Source organism: Streptomyces sp. AM8-1-1 (genome assembly GCF_032229325.1).
In the GTDB taxonomy this organism is placed as follows: Bacteria; Actinomycetota; Actinomycetes; order Streptomycetales; family Streptomycetaceae; genus Streptomyces; species Streptomyces achmelvichensis.
Window position 1 is genome coordinate 5348163 of sequence record NZ_CP135086.1, and the last position, 20786, is coordinate 5368948.

Annotated in this window: 15 protein-coding genes and 1 tRNA gene; 13 read left to right on the forward strand and 3 right to left on the reverse strand. The window is 71.0% G+C overall.

The window, feature by feature from the left end:
* Positions 1 to 119: 119 nt before the first annotated feature.
* Positions 120 to 1379: a lysylphosphatidylglycerol synthase transmembrane domain-containing protein gene (locus tag RPQ07_RS24080; protein ID WP_313949006.1), complete on the forward strand. Its 1260-nt coding sequence runs from the start codon at positions 120 to 122 to the stop codon at positions 1377 to 1379.
* Positions 1380 to 1597: 218 nt separating this feature from the next.
* Entirely contained in the window at positions 1598 to 2179 is a 582-nt protein-coding gene (locus RPQ07_RS24085) for a flavoprotein (RefSeq protein WP_313946256.1), read from the forward strand.
* Positions 2180 to 2257: 78 nt separating this feature from the next.
* Here the strand turns inward: RPQ07_RS24085 and RPQ07_RS24090 are convergent, their stop codons facing one another.
* The 3 genes from RPQ07_RS24090 to RPQ07_RS24100 all read right to left on the reverse strand — a co-directional run bounded on the left by RPQ07_RS24090 (position 2258) and on the right by RPQ07_RS24100 (position 5508).
* Entirely contained in the window at positions 2258 to 3127 is an 870-nt protein-coding gene (locus RPQ07_RS24090) for an LLM class flavin-dependent oxidoreductase (RefSeq protein ID WP_313946257.1), read from the reverse strand.
* 150 nt (positions 3128 to 3277) lie between these two features.
* Complete coding sequence (locus RPQ07_RS24095; protein WP_313946258.1) at positions 3278 to 4957, reverse strand: FAD-dependent monooxygenase; 1680 nt, start codon at positions 4955 to 4957, stop codon at positions 3278 to 3280.
* 478 nt (positions 4958 to 5435) lie between these two features.
* Positions 5436 to 5508 (reverse strand) — tRNA-Arg (locus tag RPQ07_RS24100).
* A gap of 309 nt (positions 5509 to 5817) precedes the next feature.
* On the opposite strand from RPQ07_RS24100, the gene RPQ07_RS24105 reads away from it, so the two are divergent.
* The 11 genes from RPQ07_RS24105 (at position 5818) to RPQ07_RS24155 (ending at position 20781) form a co-directional block, all read left to right on the forward strand.
* Positions 5818 to 7422, forward strand: a complete 1605-nt coding sequence (locus tag RPQ07_RS24105) for a dynamin family protein (protein ID WP_313946259.1) — start codon at positions 5818 to 5820, stop codon at positions 7420 to 7422.
* Positions 7422 to 9335: a GTP-binding protein gene (locus tag RPQ07_RS24110; protein ID WP_313946260.1), complete on the forward strand. Its 1914-nt coding sequence runs from the start codon at positions 7422 to 7424 to the stop codon at positions 9333 to 9335. The genes RPQ07_RS24105 and RPQ07_RS24110 overlap by 1 nt, the downstream gene beginning before the upstream one ends.
* Before the next feature lie 91 nt (positions 9336 to 9426).
* Positions 9427 to 9981, forward strand: coding sequence for a single-stranded DNA-binding protein (locus RPQ07_RS24115; RefSeq protein WP_313946261.1), 555 nt, complete (start codon positions 9427 to 9429; stop codon positions 9979 to 9981).
* Between the two features lie 285 nt (positions 9982 to 10266).
* A complete protein-coding gene (locus RPQ07_RS24120; protein ID WP_413777773.1) occupies positions 10267 to 11682 on the forward strand; it encodes an LAETG motif-containing sortase-dependent surface protein in 1416 nt (471 codons plus the stop codon).
* A gap of 376 nt (positions 11683 to 12058) precedes the next feature.
* Positions 12059 to 13723 (forward strand): energy-dependent translational throttle protein EttA, encoded by a 1665-nt coding sequence (gene ettA, locus RPQ07_RS24125; RefSeq protein ID WP_313946262.1) that lies wholly within the window; start codon positions 12059 to 12061, stop codon positions 13721 to 13723.
* A gap of 8 nt (positions 13724 to 13731) precedes the next feature.
* The gene (locus RPQ07_RS24130; protein ID WP_313946263.1) at positions 13732 to 14196 is read left to right on the forward strand and encodes a thioesterase family protein; all 465 of its coding nucleotides are present in this window, start codon (positions 13732 to 13734) and stop codon (positions 14194 to 14196) included.
* Complete coding sequence (locus tag RPQ07_RS24135; protein WP_313946264.1) at positions 14193 to 14873, forward strand: hypothetical protein; 681 nt, start codon at positions 14193 to 14195, stop codon at positions 14871 to 14873. The genes RPQ07_RS24130 and RPQ07_RS24135 overlap by 4 nt, the downstream gene beginning before the upstream one ends.
* Before the next feature lie 84 nt (positions 14874 to 14957).
* Positions 14958 to 15722 carry an IclR family transcriptional regulator gene (locus RPQ07_RS24140; protein ID WP_313946265.1) on the forward strand — a complete coding sequence of 255 codons (765 nt, stop codon included), beginning with the start codon at positions 14958 to 14960 and terminating at the stop codon, positions 15720 to 15722.
* A 292-nt stretch (positions 15723 to 16014) separates the two neighbouring features.
* Positions 16015 to 18414, forward strand: a complete 2400-nt coding sequence (locus RPQ07_RS24145) for an FAD-dependent oxidoreductase (protein ID WP_313946266.1) — start codon at positions 16015 to 16017, stop codon at positions 18412 to 18414.
* Between the two features lie 11 nt (positions 18415 to 18425).
* Entirely contained in the window at positions 18426 to 19580 is a 1155-nt protein-coding gene (gene solA, locus RPQ07_RS24150) for an N-methyl-L-tryptophan oxidase (protein WP_313946267.1), read from the forward strand.
* Between the two features lie 13 nt (positions 19581 to 19593).
* On the forward strand, positions 19594 to 20781 hold the full coding sequence (locus tag RPQ07_RS24155) for an aromatic ring-hydroxylating dioxygenase subunit alpha (RefSeq protein ID WP_313946268.1): 1188 nt from the start codon (positions 19594 to 19596) through the stop codon (positions 20779 to 20781).
* The last annotated feature ends 5 nt before the right edge of the window (positions 20782 to 20786 follow it).

Genomic DNA, 20786 nt, shown 5'->3' on the forward strand with positions numbered 1-20786 from the left:
CGGCTTCAGGACACCGGGATGTCGGAAGCGAAGGGCAGGTTCCGGAAAGCCACTCCCGCCCCCATCGCGCTCGCGAAGCGTGACGCGCCCGACGAAGAAGGACGGCCGAGAGCGTGGCCATGCCCGAGACCCTCACCCCGTCCGAGACCCTCACCCCGCCCGAGACCCTCACCCCGTCCGAGACCCTCACCCCGTCCGAGACGCCGACTCCGTCCGAGACGCCGACTCCGTCCGAGACCCCCGTTCAGGCCGAGACGCCCGTTCAGGCCGAGACCCCCGTTCCGGGCGAACCCGACGGTCAGGCCCCGCCCGACGTTCGGAGCGGAGCAGTACCCACCCCCGCCGACGCCCCTGCCCCGGACGGGACGGAGCGTTTTGCCCCGGGCGGGGAGCAGGTGGTCGCCCCGGCGCCGTCGGCGCGGCATCGGCAGCTGCTCGAAGGCCTCCGGCGGCTCCCCGTGCGGCAGATCATCTGCCTCGTACCGTTCGCCCTGGTCGCCGCCTGGGCCGTCAGCAACTGGTCTCTGGTCGCCTCCGGAGTCAGCCGGCTCGGTGGCGCCCATACCGGCTGGCTGATCATGGGCGGCGTCGTCACCGGGCTGTGCTGGGTGGCGGCATCATGCGTCCGGCAGGGAACCATCGTCGAGCGGCTGCCCGCCGGCAAGCTCCTGGCCTCCCAGTTCGCGGCCGGCGCGGCCAACCACCTCCTCCCCGCGGGACTCGGCGCACACGTCGTCACCCTGCGCTTTCTGCGCGGCTGCGGCATTCCGCTGGACCGTTCGACGGCCGCCCTCGCTCTCTACTCACTGGTCGAGGCGATCGCCAGGGTCGGGCTGCTGGTGACGCTCGTGCTGGCGTTCCCGGGCGCGCTGCGGCTGGACGAACTCGTGCCGCCGGGACGGGCCGTCCTCACCGTGGTCCTCGTCGGGGTCGTCCTGATCGCGGCGGTGACTGTCGTGCTGCTCGTGGCCCGGCGGCTGCGTCGGATCGTCTTCGACTTCCTGCGGACCGCCCTCACCGACGCGCGGGCGCTGCACAAGAAGCCCTCGCGGACGCTGGCCCTGTGGGGCGGCGCGGTGACGTTCCCTCTGCTCCAGGCCGGTGTTCTGGTCTGCGTCGCGCTCTCCCTCGGAGTCACCGTCCCCTCGTACCACATCGTCGTGGCCTACCTGGCGGCGAGCATCGCGGCCGGCATGATCCCCGCACCGGGAGGCATCGGCTCCGTCGAACCCGCGTTGGCCGTCGCGCTGGTCATGGTCGGAACTCCGCTGGTGGTGGCGACCGCGACCGTTCTCGGCTTCCGCCTGCTCACCGTGTGGCTGCCGCTCCTGCCAGGGGTGGCGGTACTGGCGGCGCTGGTCCGATGGCGGATCTTGTAGACGCGCGAAACGGTACAAACCGTTCAAACCGCATGAACCTCGCCTTGCCCTTGATCGCATCCACCGACCAGACTTGCCGCGACAGCAGGGCGGATGGCCGATGGCCGACGACAACCGCAGACCGCAGACCGCAGACCGCAGACCGCGGACCGCGGACCGGCGACCGCAGACCGCAGACCGGCGACCGCGGACCGGCGACCGTACGAGGTGGGCACACGGTGACGACAGGCAGGCGAGGCGTTCTCGGAGTGGTCGGTTCGGCGACGGACGGTGTCGAATCGCTGCGTACGGGACTGGTGGAGCCGGCCCTGACCCTGGGCTGGCAGGTTGCCGTCACGCTGACCCCGACAGCCGCAGGCTGGCTCCGGGCAGGCGGCGAACTCCCGCTCCTGGAAGCCGCGACAGGCCTGCCCGTACGTGACACGCCCCGGTTGCCCGACGAGCCCAGGCCGCACCCCACAGTCGACTGCTACGTCGTCGCCCCGGCGAGCGCGAACTATGTCGCGAAGCTCGCCACCGGTATCGCCGACAATCAAGCCCTCACCCAGGTCGGTGAGGCGATCGGAACACGCGGCGTCCCGGTGATCGTGTTCCCTCGCATCAACGCCGCACACGCCCGGCACCCGGCGTGGACGCGCCACATCGAGACCCTGCTCTCGGGAGACGTACGGCTGGTCCAGGGCCCCGACGTCTGGCCGCTGCACGAGCCCCGGCAGGAGCCGGAGGGGCTCACGGTGCCGTGGCAGGCGATCCTTGCGGCGGTCGAGGAAGGGACGGCGACCGGCCGGCGCCTGCTGTGAGGCGTCCCCCGGCCTCCCCGCCTACGTCACGGGACCTATGTCACGGGGCCGGCCGGTCACACCCAGCCGCCGGACCGGTCACGGGACCAGGGGACGGACCTCCTCGGCCACGAACCGTACGAAGCCTTCGGGGTCCGGCTCGTCGGGCGTGGGCTGGAGGACCACCGTGTCGGCACCGGCAGCCGCCAACCGCTCGACGAACCGGGCGATCGTGTCTGCGTCCCCGGCCACACCGAGTTCCGTCGAGCCTCCGTTCCCGTCCGCGAGTTCCGCCTTCAGGCGTTCGGCGGCTCCGGGCCCCGTCGCGGTGTGCAGATAGACGACGATCTTGTGCGGTCCGGTACGCCCCGCGGCCTCGCGACCCTCGTCGATGAGCCGACGGGCGTTGCGCACGGCGTCGGGCGACATGCTGGCGTCGAGGATGGTTCCGTCGGCTGCCTCACCGGTCAGGCGCAGTGAGCGCGGCCCGACCGTCCCCGCAAGTACGGGAAGTGCGACGGCCGGTGGCCAGTCGAGCGCAACGCCGTCGAGCTTCACATAACGACCGTCGGTCGTGACCCGCTCGCCCCGCAAGAGCGCCCTCAGTGCCTCGAGATACTCGCGCAACAGCGTGACCGGCGACTCGGCTCGCGCACCGACCTGCCCCATCCAGTCCTGTACGCCGTGTCCTACGCCCAGAACGACACGTTCGGGGAACAGCCGGTCGAGGGTGGCGGCTTCCATGGCCGTCAGCGCGACGTTCCGCAACGGCACCGGCAGCAGTCCGACCCCGACCCGCAACCGCTCGGTCCAGGCGAGAGCGGCGGACGCGGTGGCGATCCCGCTCTCCAGGAAGCAGTCCTCCCAGAGCCACAACTCCTCGAGCCCCGCCTCGTCCGCCGCACGCGCGATACCGCGTAGCCGCTCGGGAGGTAGCTGGGGACGGAAAACGGCACCGAGAGCAGTCATGAGGCTCTTCCTACCCGTCTGCGGTACGTGCGACGACAACAACGTGTGGGGCCGGCCCGCGGTGTCCCGGCGGGAGCAGGCCATCGGCTGGGAGCGCCTCGGGAGTTGCTCCGGCACGGCTCCCGAGGCTCGGCGGCCCCACCGCTGTGATCACCCCGCCCCGGACGCGGACAAGGCTCCCCAGTAGGCCGACAGGGCCTGCTTCGTGTCCGCCAGCGCGAAGCGCGCGCCGAGCTGCCCGTCCGGGCGGACGATGAAGCCTGTGGGACCGTCGGGACGGTAGAGGTCGGCGAACTCCCCAGCGGCGTCGCGGTACTGCGGAACCGTCACAGGAGCGTCGGCAGCTTCGGCTTCGCGGTCGAGGACGGCGATCGTCTCCGGTCCGCTCCGGGCACCGAGGCCGTCGGACGCGTCGGTCCTCCGCGTCACCCCGGCGGCCTCGGCCGCCTCCGCCAGGTCTGCGGTGTCGGACGCGTACAGGATCAGCACATGCTCCGTCCGCCCGCGCAGGATGTCGAGAAGGCGCATCGGGTAGACGGCGATCTGGCCGGTCAAGCCCGCACAGTCCGGGGCCCGGTCGCCCGGCTGCGGCGCGTCGACGGGGCCGTACGGGGAGCCGGCGAGCGGGCCGTCCCGGTAGCCGACGAGCAGTTGGGCTCCGCGGAGCATCAGCATCCGCGGGTCGTCGGGGTCCGTCTCCATTCCTTGGGTGGCGTGGCGGACCGTCCGGCCGACGACCTCCTCACCGATGGGGCGGCGTTCGGCGTCGTAGGTGGTGAGCAGTTCGGGCCGGGCCTCTCCGCGGACGACCAGGGCGATCTTCCAGGCCAGGTTGCAGGCGTCCTGGATACCGGTGTTCATGCCCTGGGCGCCGGTGGGCGGGTGGATGTGGGCGGCGTCGCCCGCGACGAACACCCGGCCCTCGCCGTAGCGGTCGACGATGCGATGGCTGATGCGGAAGACGGAGGACCAGCGCATGTCGGAGACAGCGGCCGGCTTCGGGGAGAGGCGGTCGACGACGGCCTGGATGTGGGACAGCTCCGGGGTGCGCCCGCCCTCCATGCCGTGCGCGACGCCGTCGCCCGCCGATGCCGCGTTCGGGCCCTGGGTGGAGAGTTCGGGCGGTACCAGCATCGACATGCGGTAACGACCGGCGCCGGGCAGCGGAATACAGACCAGCAGGTCGTCGGTGGTGCCGTCGTCGGCGCGGTGCAGGGACCGTATGCCGTATCCCTGCGGGAAGTCCCAGTCGGCCACGACGTCGGCCAGCATGTACTCCTCGGCGAACGCTCCGCCCTCGAAGCTGAGCCCCAGACCCTTGCGGACGGTGCTGTGCGCGCCGTCGCACCCGATCAGGTAGCGGGCCCGTACCTCCTCGGCAGCACCGGAGGCGGTGGTCAGCTGCGCGGTGACCCCGTCCCCGTCCTGGGCGAACGACATGAGCTCGGTGCCGCGTTCGATGGAGGTGCCCAGGCCCGCGGCGTACTCCTCCAGAAGGCGTTCGGTCTCGTACTGCGGGAGTGCGGCGAATCCGTAAGGCACTTCGGGCGGCAGCGCGAGGTCGATCCGCGCCTGCTCCTCGCCGTTGCCGTAGATCAGCTGACCGCGCATCGGAGTGGAGGCCTCCAGCATGGCGCGGGCCAGGCCCATCCGGTCCCAGATCTCCAGGGTGCGCGGCTGGATGCCGACGGCCTTTGCGTACGGCAGACGGGCCGGCAACCGGTCGATGAGACGGCAGCGCAGTCCGCTGCGGCGGAGTTCGGCGGCGGCGCTCAACCCGACCGGGCCTGCGCCGACGATCAGTACGTCGGTGTCGTGAGTGTGCGCCACGGGCGTCTCCCAGTGCCTGGCCCCGAGCCTGTCCCGAATTCCATGGTCACCCGGCGGGGCGCGAGCGGCGATCCGGGCGCTACGGGCCTACGGAGAGCTGGGATCGGGGGCGGTTCGGGCGCACCGCGCTCCAGGGGCATGCCCACCGAGAGAGGTGCTCCGGAGGGCCCGCTTCACCGGGAGAGGTGCTCCGGAGGGCCCGCCTTCACCGGGAGAGGCGATGCGGAGGGCTCACGCCCACCACGATCCGCGTCCCCCGTGCGTCCCCGGTCCGACGCTACGAGGGCTGCGCGGACGGCCGCCGACCGCCGCGCCCCGGCACGGACCGGCCCTTCCTGTGCCGCCGGTTGGACCACCCGCACCGCGCCACGGACTGATTCGGCGCCCGTCAACGCAGCAGCCCCCCGTACTGCCGACCGTGCCCGCGAAATGGCCCCTGACCAGCAAAAGGCCCTCCCAAAGGGAGGGCCTGCGAGCGCGCCCCCGGCAGGACTCGAACCTGCGGCCAAGCGCTTAGAAGGCGCCTGCTCTATCCACTGAGCTACGGGGGCCGAATGGTGGCCGCGGCTACCGGAGCCCGGGGATCCGTGACCTTGCCGGGGACAAGGATAGGGCTCCGATCCCCTTGTCCCGGTTGCTTCACCTGCGTGCCACGATGTGGAGGTTCAGTGAAGCGAACCGATAATCGCAGGCAGGTGCGATTCCTGCACCGCTTTTTCCGCCTCTCGTCGCTGGTGTTGTGCACTCGTTATGCCTGCGCCCCACTCGTCCCGTGTGTCCCATGTGTCCGACCGGCGCGCAGACATGCTCATACGCTTCAAAAAGCCGCCAAAATTAGGCATTCTTCGCATGTGGTGACCTTGGATGCACGGCCTCAGCTGATCGACGCACTTACCGCCCTCCGCGACCGTGTCGCCGCCGTGCGTCTTCCCCTTCCTCTGCCCGGTGCACCGCGTGCCCGGCAGACGCGGACGGAATTGCTCGCGCAGCTCGACGACTATTTGGTGCCCCGATTGAAGAACCCCGAAGCACCGCTCCTCGCGGTCGTCGGGGGTTCCACCGGAACCGGTAAGTCCACCCTCGTCAACTCCCTTGTGGGGCGGCGCGTGAGCGAGGCCGGGGTTCTCCGGCCCACCACCCGTACACCCGTACTCGTCTGCCACCCCGACGATCACCACTGGTTCGCCGAGATGCGGGTGCTGCCCCAGCTCACCCGTGTGTGGCTGCCCCACCAGGACGAGACCGACGAGGACGAGGCCGGGAGCGGCCGGGACGTGGGCGAGGCGCATGCGCTGCGGATCGAGAAGGCCTCGACCCTGCCCCGTGGACTCGCCCTCCTCGACGCGCCCGACATCGACTCGCTCGTCGTGGAGAACCGGCTGCTTGCCGCCGAGTTGATCTGCGCCGCCGACGTGTGGGTGATGGTCACGACCGCCTCCCGGTACGCGGACGCCGTGCCCTGGCATCTGCTGCGTACCGCCAAGGAGTACGACGCCACGCTGATCACCGTGCTCGACCGGGTGCCGCACCAGGTGATCGCGGACGTGTCGCGGCAGTACGCGGCTCTGCTGACCAAGGCAGGGCTCGGCGACGTGCCCCGGTTCACCATCCCCGAGCTGCCCGAGTCGGCCGGTGGTGGCAGCGGTCTGCTGCCCACCACCGCCGTGGCGCCGCTGTTCGCCTGGCTCGCCCACCGGGTGCAGGACCCGGCCGCCCGGCAGCAGGCGCTCGCCCGCACGGCGACGGGGGTGATCGATTCGCTCAAGGCGCGCATGCCCGAGCTGGCCTCGGCGGTCGCCGGACAGTACGCGACCGTCGTACGGCTCACCGGCGTGGTCGAGGAGGCATACGAGAAGGAGCGCGAGCGGGTGGCGCGGCAGGTGAGGGCCGGCGCGGTGCTCGCCGGTGACGCGCGCACGCGCTGGCGGGGCTTCCCCCGCGACAGCACGGCCGGTGAGCTGCTGGATTCCCTGGTCGGAAGCCTGTGCGCGCTGGTGCAGTGTGCCGTCGCCGCAGCCGACGAGCACATCCAGGAGACATGGCGACGGGAGCCTGGCGCCGCGGCCGTCGTGTTCCGGGGCCGGATGGACCTGGAGGCGGCGGAGCGGATCGGGATGGCGGTGCGCCGCTGGCGGCGGGAGCTGGAGGAGCTCGCCGAGGAAGAGGTGCGCAGCCTGGAACTGAGCACCACCCCCGACTCCGAGACCCTGGCCGCACTGGTCGCGGCCGTCCTGCTCGGCGGCCGGCGGGCCCGCGGCGCCGGGGAGCGGCTCGCCGAGCGGATCGGCGCGCAGGGCGCGCTGAAGCTGCGTGACAAGGGCGGCGAGCTGATGAACACGTACCTCGACGGCGTACTCAACAGCGAACGCGACCGCCGCCTCGCACCCCTCGACGCGCTCGAAGTGACGCCCGAACCGCAAGCCGAACTGATCGCCGCGCTGTCCCTACTGCAGAAGGTGAGGTGATGGCGTTGACCGCCATCACGGGCGACGAGAACGAGACCGATGACCGTGTGCAGGAGACGGGCGAAGGGGTGCAGGAGAGCGATGAGCGCGTGCACGCGCCCGCCGAGCCCTTGGACGGAGCCGACGACGGGCAGCCGGCCGAAGGGCGCTGGGACGACGGCCTGATCGCCCGGCGGGCCAAGGGCGAGGAGGAGCCGCAGCTGTTCGAGGAGGACCCCGGCGAGGAGCATGTGGAGATCGGCGGGGCGTACGGCGGCCCGCTGCGGGCCCGTCTGGACGCCCTGCGCGAGCTGGTCGGCCTGTCCCGCACCCGTCTGGAGGGAAGCACCCTCGCGGAGGCCGGGCGCGTCCTCGACGAGGCCGCGGCCCGGCAGCGGCTGTCCGCGCGGCACACCGTCGTGGCGATCGCCGGCGCCACCGGCAGTGGAAAATCGACACTCTTCAATGCCCTGGCGCAGGTGCCTCTGTCCGAGACCGGGCTGCGCAGGCCCACCACCGCGGCGCCGATCGCGTGCAGCTGGTCGGAAGGTGCCGCGGGGCTGCTCGACCGGCTCGCCATCCCGCCGCGGCTGCGGCGCAGGCCGCTCGCTGGGGGCGACGAGGAGCTGTCCGGTCTGGTGCTGGTCGATCTGCCCGACCACGACTCGGCGGTGGTCAAGCACCGCGAGCAGGTGGACCGGGTGCTGGCGCTCGTGGACGCGGTGATCTGGGTCGTCGACCCGGAGAAGTACGCGGACGCCGCACTGCACGAGAGGTATCTGCGGCCGCTCGCGGGCCATGCGGAGATCACGTTCGTCGTGCTCAACCAGGTGGACCGGCTGCCGGGCGAGGCCGCCGACCAGGTGCTCGACGATCTGCGACGGCTCCTCGACGAGGACGGCATGGCCCTCGGTGAACACGGTGAGCCGGGCGCGACGGTCCTGCCGCTGTCGGCGCTCACCGGACAGGGCGTCGACGAGCTGCGGGACATGCTCGGGACGTTCGTGCAGGAGCGCAGCGCCGCGGCCCGCCGTCTCTCCGCCGACGTCGACGCGGCGGCCGGGAAACTGCGTTCTGTGTACGTCTCCGCCGGGCGTACCGGTCTGAACGAGCGGGCCCGCGAGGACTTCGCGGCACGGCTCGCGGAGGCCGTGGGGGCGAAGGCGGCGGGTGAGGCGGCGGAGCGCGAGTGGCGCAGGCACGCGGGGCGGGCCTGCGGTACGCCCTGGCTGCGGCTGTGGCGCTGGTACGAGCGTTCGCGTACGCCGGGGGGCGCCGCGCCGCAGGCCACGACGCCGGTGGAGGAGGAGCTCACGGCGCGTCAGCGGGTCGAACAGGCGGTTCGTACGGTCGCCGACGAAGCGGCTGCCGGGCTGCCGGTGCCCTGGGCGCAGGCGGTGCGTGAGGCGGCTGTCCGCGGGGCGGACGGGCTGCCGGAGGCGCTGGACGAACTGGCGGCGCGTGAGGCGGTGACGACGAGCAAGAAGCCTCTGCGGCCGGCGTGGTGGCCCGCTGCCGTACTGGCGCAGGCGTCGATGACGCTCCTTCAGGTCTGCGGCGGGCTGTGGCTGGTGGGCCAGATCATCGGCATCTTCGAGCCCGGCCTGATCGTTCCCGCGATGCTGATGGTGGCGGGGATCGTGGGCGGACCGCTGGTGGAGTGGGCCTGCACAGCGGCGGTGCGGGGGCCGGCGCGGCGGTACGGGCAGGACGCGCAGCGCCGGCTGCACGAGGCGGCGGCCGGGTGCGGGCGGGCGAAGGTGCTGGATCCGATCGCCGGCGAGCTGATGCGGTACCGCGAGGTGCGGGAGCAGTACTCCGCGGTGTCCGGCAGGGCGGGGATGACCGGACACGCGAGCGGCTCCCGGCCGGGCACGGGGCTCGGGGGCGGGCGCGGCTCCGGGGTGACGGGGTTTTCCACAGCGGGGCGCTAGTCCACAGGGCGCAGCGGGATTCTCCGGGCCGGTTCAGCATGGAAACCGGTCGGCAAAGGCCGACCGTGAACCGGACGGGGAGGTGGTCGCCGTGAACGACACGACGGTGACGGTGGTGGGCAATGTCGCCACGAATGTGGACTACCGGGAAACGGCCTCGGGCGGTGTGGCGCGATTCCGTATCGCGGTCACGCCGCGGCGCTGGGACCGGCAGAGCGCGAGTTGGACGGACGGATACACCAGCTTCTACACGGTTGTCGCCTGGCGCACTCTCGCCATAAATCTGGCCGGTTCCGTTTCTGTCGGCGACCCGCTTCTCGTCCATGGCCGGTTGCGGATCCGCGAGGAGGACCGGGACGGATACCGGACGGCCGATGCCGGCGGTCCGCGGAACGGGCAACGCGAAGGGCAGCGCAGGACATTCGTGGACATCGAGGCGGTGGCCGTCGGCCATGACCTGACGCGGGGAACGTCGGCATTCCGGCGTGTGGTGAAAGCGGCACCGAAAGCGACGGAGTCGGTGCGGGAGAGGTCGGTGCAGCGCGAGGTCCTTCCGGTGGGCGAGCCGCTGCCGGAGTCGTCGGGCCCACCGCCGGCGGAGGTGCGGGAGGGGATGCAGCCGCAGGTCGCAGCGGCTCCGTTCTGACTGTCGGTACTCGCGCCTCGACCATGCGTGCGGTGCTCTGACCGCCAGTATCCCCGTCCTGACCGGGAGTTGTGGAGATTTGTCGATTCGGGAACGAAGGGTGGTGAGAGTTGGACGGTCGGCGATAACGATTACGAGTCGGAATGGTTGTCTGACGGTATGACGGGGCCCTGGGGTGCGCGGCCTCCCTAGGATTTCCCAGTACTCACGGGGCACTTGAGCATGCTGGCGAGGCACTCCCCCCACGTGTCACACGCGAATTGGCCTCGCCCGGAGGGGAATTCTGTGTTCGGCACGTTCTCTGCGTCGGTCGCTCGCGGGCGGGGCGCTGTCCGCCGTCTTACCGTCGCGGTCGTGATGTCGGGGCTCATCACCGCAGGATCCATGGCAGGCGCGGGTACCGCCGTCGCGGAGGACGATGTTCAGCACCAGGGCGGCGCCGTCGCCACTCTCGACGGACTGAAGACGTTCGACACCGCCGTACTCCGGGCGAACGGCGAGAGCCATGAAATACCCGCCGGCGTCTTCGAGATGACCGTGGACGGCGGCGGCCGCCTGAAGACCTATTGCATCGACATACACAACCCGACTCAGGACCAGGCGAAGTACCTGGAGACCCCCTGGAGTCAGACCTCGCTGGCGACCAACAAGAACGCGGGCAAGATCCGCTGGATCCTTCAGCACTCCTACCCGCAGGTGGACGACCTCGCGGCGCTGGCCGCGTCGGCCGGCACCGGTCCGCTCAGCCAGAAGACCGCCGCCGCCGGTACACAGGTGGCCATCTGGCGCTACTCCGACAACGCCGACGTCGACGCCCTCGACCCGGCGGCGGAGAAGCTCGCGGACTGGCTCCAGGCCAAGGCGCGCAACGTCGTCGAGCCGAAGGCCTCGCTCAGCCTCGAACCGAGCGCGGTCTCCGGCAAGGCGGGCGGCCGTCTCGGGCCCGTCACCGTGCGCACGGACGCGGCCCAGGTCGCCCTGACCCCGCCGGTGGACGCCGCGGCCAGCGGCATCAGGATCACGGACGCGGCCGGAAAGCGGGTCACGTCCGCCGTGAACGGCGCGAAGGTCTTCTTCGACGTGCCGGCGGGCGCCGTGGACGGCTCGGCGACGCTCAGCGCGCAGGCGACGACCTCGGTGCCGGTGGGTAGGGCGTTCGCCGGTGCGACCAGGAGCCAGACGCAGATCCTCGCCGGGTCCAGCGAGTCCACGGTCTCGGCGGACGCGGCGGCGACCTGGGCCACAGCCGGGGCGATCCCGGCGCTCTCCGCCAAGAAGAACTGCGCACAGGGCGGCGTCGACATCACGGCGGCCAACAAGGGTGACGCCCCGTTCACCTTCGAGCTGGCCGGCTTCAGCCACACGATCGCGGCGGGGGAGTCGCGGACGGTCACCGTCCCGGTCGCCGAGGACCAGGCGTACGACTTCACCATCACCGGGCCGGGCGGCTTCAGCAAGAACTTCAGGGGCGTCCTGGACTGCAAGATCAAGGGCGCCTCGACGCCGGAGACCCAGACTCTGGGCTCCCAGCCCAGCCCGGCCGCCGCGGGCGGCGTCTCGGCCGGCTTGGACGGCGACCTCGCCGCGACCGGCGGATCGAGCGCCACTCCGATGATCGCGGGCATCGCGGTCGTGCTGGTGGTGATCGGCGGCGGCGCGATCTTCTTCCTCCGCAAGAAGAAGGTCCCCACCGAGCAGTGACGACGCTCCGGGGCTCGGGGGTGCGGGTCCGGCACCCCCGAGCCCGGCACCCCCGAGCCCGGCGTCAGCGGGACTCTGGGACTCCCGGACTCCCGGACTCCCGGACTCTCGGACTCGGGAACACCGGGACTTTGAAACACCGGGACTCCGGGAGATGCTCACGATTCCCAGGGATCCAACCCGGAGTGGGCGGACGTGCGCGCACGGTGAGACACGTGGTGCCAGGGGGCGCGTGCCGGCCCCGACGGTGGCGTCCCGGAAGCAGGCGGGGGAGGGGGTCGGCAGGTGCCGTCACCTACCCGTTTTCGCCCAGGGGTGGCGGTACGGCAAGATGGGGTGTATCTCTGCCCACCCACTTCTTGCCGGACGGTTTCTCTTGGCTGAGTACATCTACACGATGCGCAAGACGCGCAAGGCGCACGGCGACAAGGTCATCCTCGATGACGTGACGCTGAGCTTCCTGCCCGGTGCGAAGATCGGTGTGGTCGGCCCCAACGGCGCCGGTAAGTCCACCGTGCTGAAGATCATGGCCGGTCTGGAGCAGCCGTCCAACGGCGACGCGTTCCTCTCGCCCGGGTACACCGTCGGCATGCTCCTCCAGGAGCCGCCGCTCGACGAGTCCAAGACCGTGCTGGAGAACGTCCAGGACGGCGCCGCCGAGACCATGGGCAAGCTGAAGCGCTTCAACGAGGTCGCCGAGCTGATGGCGACCGACTACTCCGAAGCGCTGATGGAGGAGATGGGCAAGCTCCAGGAAGACCTGGACCACGCCAACGCCTGGGACCTCGACGCCCAGCTGGAGCAGGCCATGGACGCGCTGGGCTGCCCGCCCGGCGACTGGCCCGTCACCAACCTCTCCGGTGGTGAGAAGCGCCGCGTGGCCCTGTGCAAGCTGCTGCTCGAGGCCCCGGACCTGCTCCTCCTCGACGAGCCCACCAACCACCTGGACGCCGAGTCCGTGCAGTGGCTGGAGCAGCACCTCGCCAAGTACCCCGGCACCGTCGTCGCCGTGACCCACGACCGGTACTTCCTGGACAACGTCGCGGGCTGGATCCTGGAGCTCGACCGCGGCCGCGCGATCGGCTACGAGGGCAACTACTCGACGTACCTCGAGACCAAGCAGACCCGTCTGAAGGTCGAGGGCCAGAAGGACGCCAAGCGCGCCAAGCGGCTCAAGGAAGAGCTCGAGTGGGTCCGCTCCAACGCGAAGGGGCGGCAGGCCAAGTCCAAGGCCCGTCTGGCCCGTTACGAGGAGATGGCGGCCGAGGCCGACAAGATGCGGAAGCTGGACTTCGAGGAGATCCAGATCCCGCCGGGCCCGCGTCTGGGCAGTGTCGTCGTCGAGGTCGCGAACCTCTCCAAGGGCTTCGGCGACAAGCTCCTCATCGACGACCTGAGCTTCACGCTGCCGCGCAACGGCATCGTCGGCGTCATCGGTCCGAACGGCGCGGGCAAGACCACGCTGTTCAAGATGATCCAGGGCCTGGAGACTCCCGACGCGGGCGAGATCAAGGTCGGCGAGACCGTCAAGATCTCCTACGTCGACCAGACCCGCGGCAACATCGACCCGAAGAAGACCCTGTGGGCCGTGGTCTCCGACGAGCTCGACTACATCAACGTCGGCCACGTCGAGATGCCCTCCCGCGCCTATGTCTCCGCCTTCGGATTCAAGGGCCCGGACCAGCAGAAGCCGGCGGGCGTCCTCTCCGGTGGTGAGCGCAACCGGCTGAACCTCGCGCTCACCCTCAAGCAGGGCGGCAACCTCCTGCTCCTCGACGAGCCCACCAACGACCTCGACGTCGAGACGCTCTCCTCGCTGGAGAACGCTCTGCTCGAGTTCCCCGGTGCGGCTGTGGTCGTCTCCCACGACCGCTGGTTCCTGGACCGGGTCGCGACGCACATCCTCGCCTACGAGGGTGAGTCCAAGTGGTTCTGGTTCGAGGGCAACTTCGAGTCGTACGAGAAGAACAAGGTCGAGCGCCTCGGCGCGGACGCGGCCCGGCCGCACCGTGCCACCTACAAGAAGCTGACCCGGGGCTGAGGTTCACGATGGCCCGGCACATCTACAGCTGCCCCCTCCGCTGGTCGGACATGGACGCCTTCGGGCACGTCAACAACGTCGTCTTCCTCCGGTATCTGGAAGAGGCGCGGATCGACTTCATGTTCCGGCTGGCGCCGGGGGACGGCTCGCCGTCGTTCTCCGGCGGTTCGGTCGTCGCACGGCACGAGATCGACTACGTACGGCCGCTCGTCCACCGCCACGAGCCGGTGGTCGTCGAGTCGTGGGTGACGAAGATCAGCGCTGCTTCGCTCACCATCGCGTACGAGGTCAAGGACGCCGAGGGCGCCTCGCAGGTGTATGTGCGGGCCTCGACCATCGTGGTGCCCTACAACCTGGAGGCCGGGCGTCCGCGGCGGATCACCGCGGAGGAGAAGTCCTACCTCCAGAAGTATCTGGACGGTGCCGACGACAACGCGGCCGACGGCGCCGACGAGGATGCTCTCGCGGCATGACGGTACCCGTGCAGACTCTGCACCTGGCCGATGCGAGGGAGGCGGAGGATCTCTCCGCCTTCCTCGCCCGGCTGATCCACTACGACCGTGCCGCGGCCGTCAGGCTCCAGGCCGGCGGCGCCGACGGACCGATGTCCAGCCTCGCGGTCTTCGGACGTCCGCCGTCCTTCGAGGTGCTGGCGGTCCGCGCTGCCCGCCTCGGTGAGCCCGTCGAGCTGGATGTCACCGTCTCCGCCGGTGAGCTGCTGGAGAGCCTCGGCAGCGAGAGGTTCACCGTGCCCGCCCCCGTCACCGGACCCCCGTGGACCGGTGTGCTGCCGCCGCGCGGCGGCTGGCGCGAGCTGCCCGGGCTGCCGCCGGTGGCCGAGATGCGCGCCGCGGTCACGGCAGCGATCGCCGAGTTCCGCGCCCGCGACGAGGGACTGCCGGCCCAGCACCGCACCCGCACCGAGCGGGACCGGATCGGCCGGGACATCTGGTCGCGGACCGTCGCCGACACCCCGCTGCCCCTGCGCGCGGTGCACGCGGCCCATTCACTCGGATTCCTGCGCCCGTCCGTCCCGGTGGCGCTGCTGTCCACGGGCGCGTGGCTCAGACTGCGTACCCCCTTCGGGTCGATCGCGGTACGGACGAACGGTCTCGGCGGCCTGAGCGTCATCCCCACGAGAACCGGTTAACGTTCAGGCAAGTGGGCAGGGGCGCCGCATGATGCATCGTGCAGCGCGATGCGCAACGCGCACAGCAGCTCGGGGGTTCGACGGATGACCGAGAAGGCCAGCGCCGTACAGTCGGTGGACCGTGCCGTGAGCGTGCTCGAAAGCCTTGCCCGGCACGGTGAAGCGGGCGTCACGGAGATCGCCGACGAGCTGGGTGTGCACAAGTCCACCGCCTTCCGGCTGCTCGGGGTGCTGGAGAACCGGGGGCTGGTCACGCAGTCCAAGGACCGCGGCAAGTACTGCCTGGGCGCGGGCATGCTCCGGCTCGCGGGAGCGGCGGCCGTACGGCTCGACATCTCGCAGGAGGGCACACCGCTGTGCCGTGAACTCGCCGACGAGGTGGGCGAGACCGTCAACATCGCGATCCTCGACGACGACGCGGCCGTCAACGTCGCCCAGGCCCGTGGTGCGGCCTCCGTGACGACGTACAACTGGCTCGGCCGCCGTACTCCGCTGCATGCCACCTCCAGCGGGAAGGTGCTGCTCGCGCATGCCCCCACGGCGGTACGGGAGCGGCTGTTCGCCGCCGGTCTGGAGCGGTACACCGAGCGCACGGTGACCTCGCCCGCCGATCTCGACAGCCAGCTGGCCGAGGCGGCCGGGCAGGGGTTCGCCATCGCCGCCGAGGAGTTGGAGATCGGCCTGAACGCGGTGGCAGCGCCCGTGTACACCCACGACGGAACCGTGATCGGTGCGATCAGTGCGTCCGGGCCTGCCTATCGGCTCGGCGAGGAGCTGTTGCCGAAGCTGGCCAAGCGCACGATGGCGGTCGCGGAGGAGCTTTCCCGCCGGATGGGCTACGGCGGCTGAGTTCCGGCGGCTGAATTCAGGCCACCGCCGGCCCGCCTCACCGGCCCCGTCCGTCTCACGGCATCCCGTGCCGCCCCGCCCCTCTCGCGGCATTTCTCCCCGCTGACCGAGCCGGCCACGACGCCCCGTCACGCCTCGCGCACCACCCGTCACGCCGGCCATGGTTCGCCGCGGCCCCGTGTTACATCCGCGTTCCCTGCCCGTGGGCCCTTGACGGTGGCCCCCACGCGTTCCCACTATGTCTCTCATCGCGCAACCCGTCGTGCACAGCGCAACAGCTGGGGGTTGAGGCATGCCCAGTCCATCCGTCGTCATCATCGGGGCCGGCATCGTCGGATGCTCGCTCGCCGACGAACTCACCGCCCGTGGCTGGAGCCACGTGACCGTCCTCGAGCAGGGCCCGCTCCCCGCTCCCGGTGGTTCCACATCCCACGCGCCCGGCCTGGTCTTCCAGACCAATCCGTCGCGGACCATGACCCGTTTCGCTGCCCGCACCGTCGAGAAGTTCGGTGCGCTCGGCGCCTTCGACACGGTCGGCGGCCTCGAAGTGGCCACCACCCGGGCCCGGTTGGCGGATCTCCACCGCAAAGCCGGTCTCGCCGCCTCCTGGGGCGTACGGGCCGAGGTGCTCACCCCGAGCCGGTGCAAGGAGCTGTGGCCGCTGCTGGACGAGGAGTTCGTGCTCGGCGGCCTGCACACCCCGGACGACGGCCTGGCCCGCGCCGTGGACGCCGGGCGCCTTCAGATGGAGCGGGCGGAGGGCCGCGGCGCGCGCTTCCTCGACCGGCACACGGTCACCGGCATCGAGCGCGAGGGCGGCCGGGTGACCGCGGTCGTCACCGACCGCGGCACCTTCCCCGCCGAACACGTCGTCTCCGCGGCAGGCTTCTGGGGCCCGGTGATCGGAGCCATGGCGGGCGTCGAGGTGCCGTTGCTACCGCTCGCCCACCAGTACGCGAGGACCGCGCCCCTGCCGGGGATCCCGCGCGAGGACCTGCCGATCCTTCGGCACCAGGACCGCGATCTGTACGTCCGGCAGCACGGCAACCGGATCGGCATCGGCTCCTACGCGCACCGCGTCATGCCGGTCGATCCGTTCACCGTCCCCGCGTACGACGACGCGCCGGTCATGCCGTCCTGGCTCGACTTCACCGCATGCGACTTCGCCCCCAGCTGGGACGACGCCACCCGTCTGCTGCCCGCCCTCGCGGACAGCGCCGTCGAGGAGGGCTTCAACGGCGTCTTCTCCTTCACCCCGGACGGCATGCCCGTCATCGGCGAGTCCCGCGAGCTGCGCGGCTTCTGGCTCGCCGAGGCCGTCTGGGTCACCCACTCCGCCGGTGTCGCCCAGGCCGTCGCCGAGTGGATGACCGACGGCCGGCCCGCCCTCGACGTCCATGAGTGCGACATCGCCCGCTTCGAGGAGGTCCAGCGCTCGCCCGCCTACATCGCTGAGCGGAGCGCGCGGAACTTCGTCGAGGTGTACGACGTCATCCACCCCCTCCAGCCCATGGAGCAGCCGCGTCCGCTGCGGATCAGCCCCTTCCACGCCCGTCAGCAGGAGCTCGGTGCCTTCTTCCTGGAGGGTGGCGGCTGGGAGCGGCCGCACTGGTACGAGGCCAACGCACCGCTCGCCGAAGGGATACGGCTTCCCGGGCGGGACCCGTGGGCGGCCCGCTACTGGTCGCCCGTCGCGGCGGCCGAGGCGCGTGCCACCCGCGAGAGGGTCGCGCTCTACGACATGACTCCGCTGCGCAGGCTGGAGGTCAGCGGTCCCGGATCGCTCGCGTTCCTCCAGCGGATGACCACCAACCAGCTGGCGAAGCCCGTCGGTTCGGTCACCTACACCCTGCTGCTGGACGCGACCGGCGGCATCCGCTCCGATCTGACCGTCGCCCGCCTCGCCGACGAGCGTTTCCAGGTCGGCGCCAACTCGCCGGCCGATCTGGACTGGCTGCTGCGGCAGGCGCCCGCCGCCGTTCAGATCCGCGACATCACCTCCGGCACCTGCTGCATCGGGGTCTGGGGGCCGCTCGCCCGCGACCTCGTACAACCGCTCACCCGTGACGACTTCTCGCACAGCGCCTTCGGCTACTTCAAGGCGCGGCAGACCTTCATCGGCCATGTCCCGGTCACCGCGATGCGGCTGAGCTACGTCGGAGAGCTGGGCTGGGAGCTCTACACGACCGCCGACCTCGGCCTCCGGCTCTGGGACACCCTGTGGGCGGCGGGGCAGGACCTCGGCGTCGTCGCCGCCGGCCGCAGTGCCTTCAACTCCCTGCGGCTGGAGAAGGGGTACCGCGCCTGGGGCCAGGACATGACCGACGAGGACACCCCGTACGAGGCGGGTCTCGGCTTCGCGGTCCGCCCCGACAAGGGCGACTTCACCGGCCGCGACGCACTCTCCCCGGAACGGATCCGCCGCAGGCTCACCTGCCTCACGCTCGACGACCCGGCAGCCGTCGTCCTCGGCAGGGAACCCGTGTACACCGACGGGACGCCCGGCGCCCCGGCCGGCCATGTCACCAGCGCCGGCTACGGCTACACCGTCGGCCGCTGCATCGCGTACGCCTGGCTGCCGCCTCTCGAACCCGGCACAGCGGTCCATGTGGAGTACTTCGGTGAGAAAGTCGCCGCCACCGTCGCCGAAGAGCCCCTGTTCGATCCCAAGATGACCCGCATCCGCCGGTAGAAGGGACACGCATGGCACCCGCGTACGACGTGATCGTCCTCGGCCTCGGAGGGATGGGCAGCGCGGCCGCCGCCCATCTCGCCGCCCGGGGGGTCCGTGTGCTGGGACTGGAGAAGTTCGGTCCGGTGCACAGCCGGGGGTCCAGCCACGGCGGATCCCGCGTCACCCGTCAGTCCTACTTCGAGGACCCGGCCTACGTCCCGCTGCTGCTGCGCGCCTACGAGCTGTACGAGCAACTGGAGCGGGATACGGGCCGCGACGTGGCGACCCTGTGCGGCGGCGTGATGGTCGGCCGGCCCGAGTCGCGAACCGTCGCCGGATCGCTGCGCTCCGCCCAGCAGTGGGACCTGCCGCACGAGATGCTGGACGCGAAGGAACTGCACCGCCGATTCCCGACGCTGACCCCCGCCGACGACGAGGTCGCCCTGTACGAGGCGCGCGCCGGACTGCTGCGGCCCGAGAACACCGTCGCCGCCCACCTCCAGCTGGCCACCCGCGACGGCGCCGAGCTGCGGTTCGAGGAGCCGGTCACCCGCTGGGAGCCGTACCGCGACGGAGTGCGCGTCCACACCGCCGAGGACACCTACACCGCGGGCCACCTCGTCATCTGCCCCGGAGCCTGGGCGCCGCGGCTGCTCACCGATCTGCGGGTGCCGTTCAGCATCGAGCGGCAGATCATGTACTGGTTCCGGCCGGACGGCGGCACCGGCCCCTATCTGCCCGAACGCCATCCCGTCTACATCTGGGAGGACACCGCGGGGGTCCAGGTCTACGGCTTCCCGGCCATCGACGGACCCGACGGCGGGGCGAAGGTCGCCTTCTTCCGCAATGGCACCCCGTGCACCCCCGAGACCATCGACCGCACCGTCCACGACCACGAAGTACGGGCGATGGCAGCCCAGTTGGCGCCCCGGCTGCCCACGCTGCCCGGCACCTTCCTCAAAGCCGTCACCTGCATGTACTCCACCACGCCCGATGAGCACTTCGTCATCGCCCGGCATCCGTCCCACGCGGATGCCGTCACCGTCGCCTGCGGATTCTCCGGGCACGGCTTCAAGTTCGTGCCCGTGGTCGGCGAGATCCTGGCCGACCTGGCGCTGGACGGCACCACGCACCACCCCATCGAGCTCTTCGACCCCGGCCGCATCGCGACCGCGCCCGCCTGATGGAGACGACCTGATGACCATGACGCCGGCCACGCCGCTCTCGCAGACCGCGCACCCGCAGACCGCGGCACCGCACCAGCAGACCGCGGCATCGCAGCCGCCGAGCCTGCTCGCCACCCTGCCCGGACACCACTACACCAGCCCCGAGATCTTCGCCCGGGAGCAGGAGAAGATCTTCGAATCGCTCTGGTTCTGCGCCGTGCGCTCCGCGGACCTCGCACGCCCCGGCGCGTTCCGCACGGTCCAGGTCGGCCGCGAGAACGTGCTGGTCACCCGTAACAGGGCAGGCGAACCACGTGCGTTCCTCAACGTCTGCCGGCACCGCGGGGCACGCCTGTGCACCGAGGAGTCCGGCGAGGTACGGCGTACGCTGCGCTGCCCGTACCACGCATGGAGCTACGACCTCGACGGCGCGCTCGTCGCCGCCCCCAACCTCGTGAAGATGCCCGATGTGGACCGCAGTGCGTACGGGCTGCGCCCCGTCGCCCTGCGCGAATGGCTCGGCTACGCCTGGGTCTGTCTGGCCGACGAGCCACCGTCGTTCGAGGACAGCGTGGTCGGCGCGGCGGTCGAACGCCTCGGTGAGGTCGCCGCCATCGAGCGCTACCGCACGGGAGATCTCGCCCTCGGCAAGCGCGTCAGCTACGACGTGAAGGCCAACTGGAAACTGATCGTCGAGAACTTCATGGAGTGCTACCACTGCGCCACCATCCACCCCGAACTGACCTACGTCCTGCCGGAGTTCGCGCGCGGATATGCCGCCCAGTACTACGTCGGCCACGGCGCGGCCTTCTCCGAGGGCGCCCGGGGCTTCACCGTCGACGGCAGCGAGGGCTTCGGCCGGCTGCCGGGCCTCGCCGAGGAACAGGACCGCCGCTACTACGCCGTCACCGTGAAGCCGCAGGTCTTCGTCAATCTGGTGCCCGACCATGTGATCGTGCACCGGATGTTCCCGATGAGCCATGACCGTACGGTCGTCGAGTGCGACTGGCTCTACACGCCCGAGGTCCTCGCCTCCGGCGCGGACATCTCCCGTTCGGTGGAGCTCTTCCACCGGGTCAATGCGCAGGACTTCGCCGCCTGCGAGCGCACCCAGCCGGCGATGGACTCACGCGCCTACCGCACGGGCGGGGTACTGGTGCCCAGCGAGCACCACATCGGCGACTTCCACAGCTGGGTGACGGAGAGGCTCGGCAGCTAGAGCGT